Source organism: Oleiphilus sp. HI0066, assembly GCF_001635725.1.
This window is the reverse complement of record NZ_LWFH01001776.1, coordinates 1-739: the sequence shown is the minus strand read 5'-3', so window position 1 is coordinate 739 and position 739 is coordinate 1. Positions and strand designations below refer to the sequence as shown.

Annotated in this window: 1 protein-coding gene; it reads left to right on the top strand. The window is 44.8% G+C overall.

Annotated features, from left to right (window positions below; genetic code table 11):
- Positions 1-67: 67 nt before the first annotated feature.
- A partial coding sequence (pyrB, locus tag A3738_RS27490) for an aspartate carbamoyltransferase (protein ID WP_068763995.1) occupies positions 68-739 on the top strand: 672 nt, incomplete at its 3' end.

Below are 739 nucleotides of genomic sequence, written 5' to 3'. Positions count from 1 at the left end.
GGTGGCTATTTAGTGCCTAAAGATTAGACACAAACCTTCATTATCTTTTTAGAAAGAGAGATACCTGATGCCAAATATGCTGTTTAAAAAACACATTATTTCCATACCCGAATTGTCTCGTGAAGAACTCGAGACTATCGTCAAGACCGCCGAAAGACTCAAAAGCAATCCAGACAATACCGCATTAAAAGACAAAGTCATTGCGAGCTGCTTCTTCGAACCATCGACGCGAACACGTCTGTCGTTTGAAACAGCGATTCAACGCTTGGGCGGCACCTTTGTTGGTTTCGATAACGGTGGTAATACTTCTCTCGCGAAAAAAGGTGAAACACTCGCAGACTCTGTACAAGTGATTGCATCGTATGTCGATGCCTTTGTAATGCGACACCCTCAAGAAGGCGCTGCTCGCCTAGCAAGCGAATTCAGTAACGGCGTGCCGGTGATTAATGGTGGCGACGGAGCAAATCAACACCCTACACAGACCTTGTTAGATTTATTTTCGATCTACGAAACGCAAGGCACGTTAGATAATCTCAAAGTCGCATTTGTTGGCGATCTGAAATACGGACGAACCGTTCACTCTCTCACACAAGCACTAGCGAAATTCAATAACACCGAGTTTTTCTTCATTGCACCAGACGCACTGTCGATGCCGGAATATATTTGTGAAGAGTTGAACAAGGCGGGTATCAAGTACTCCGCGCATAGCTCAATGGAAAATGTGATTTCAGAGCTCGAC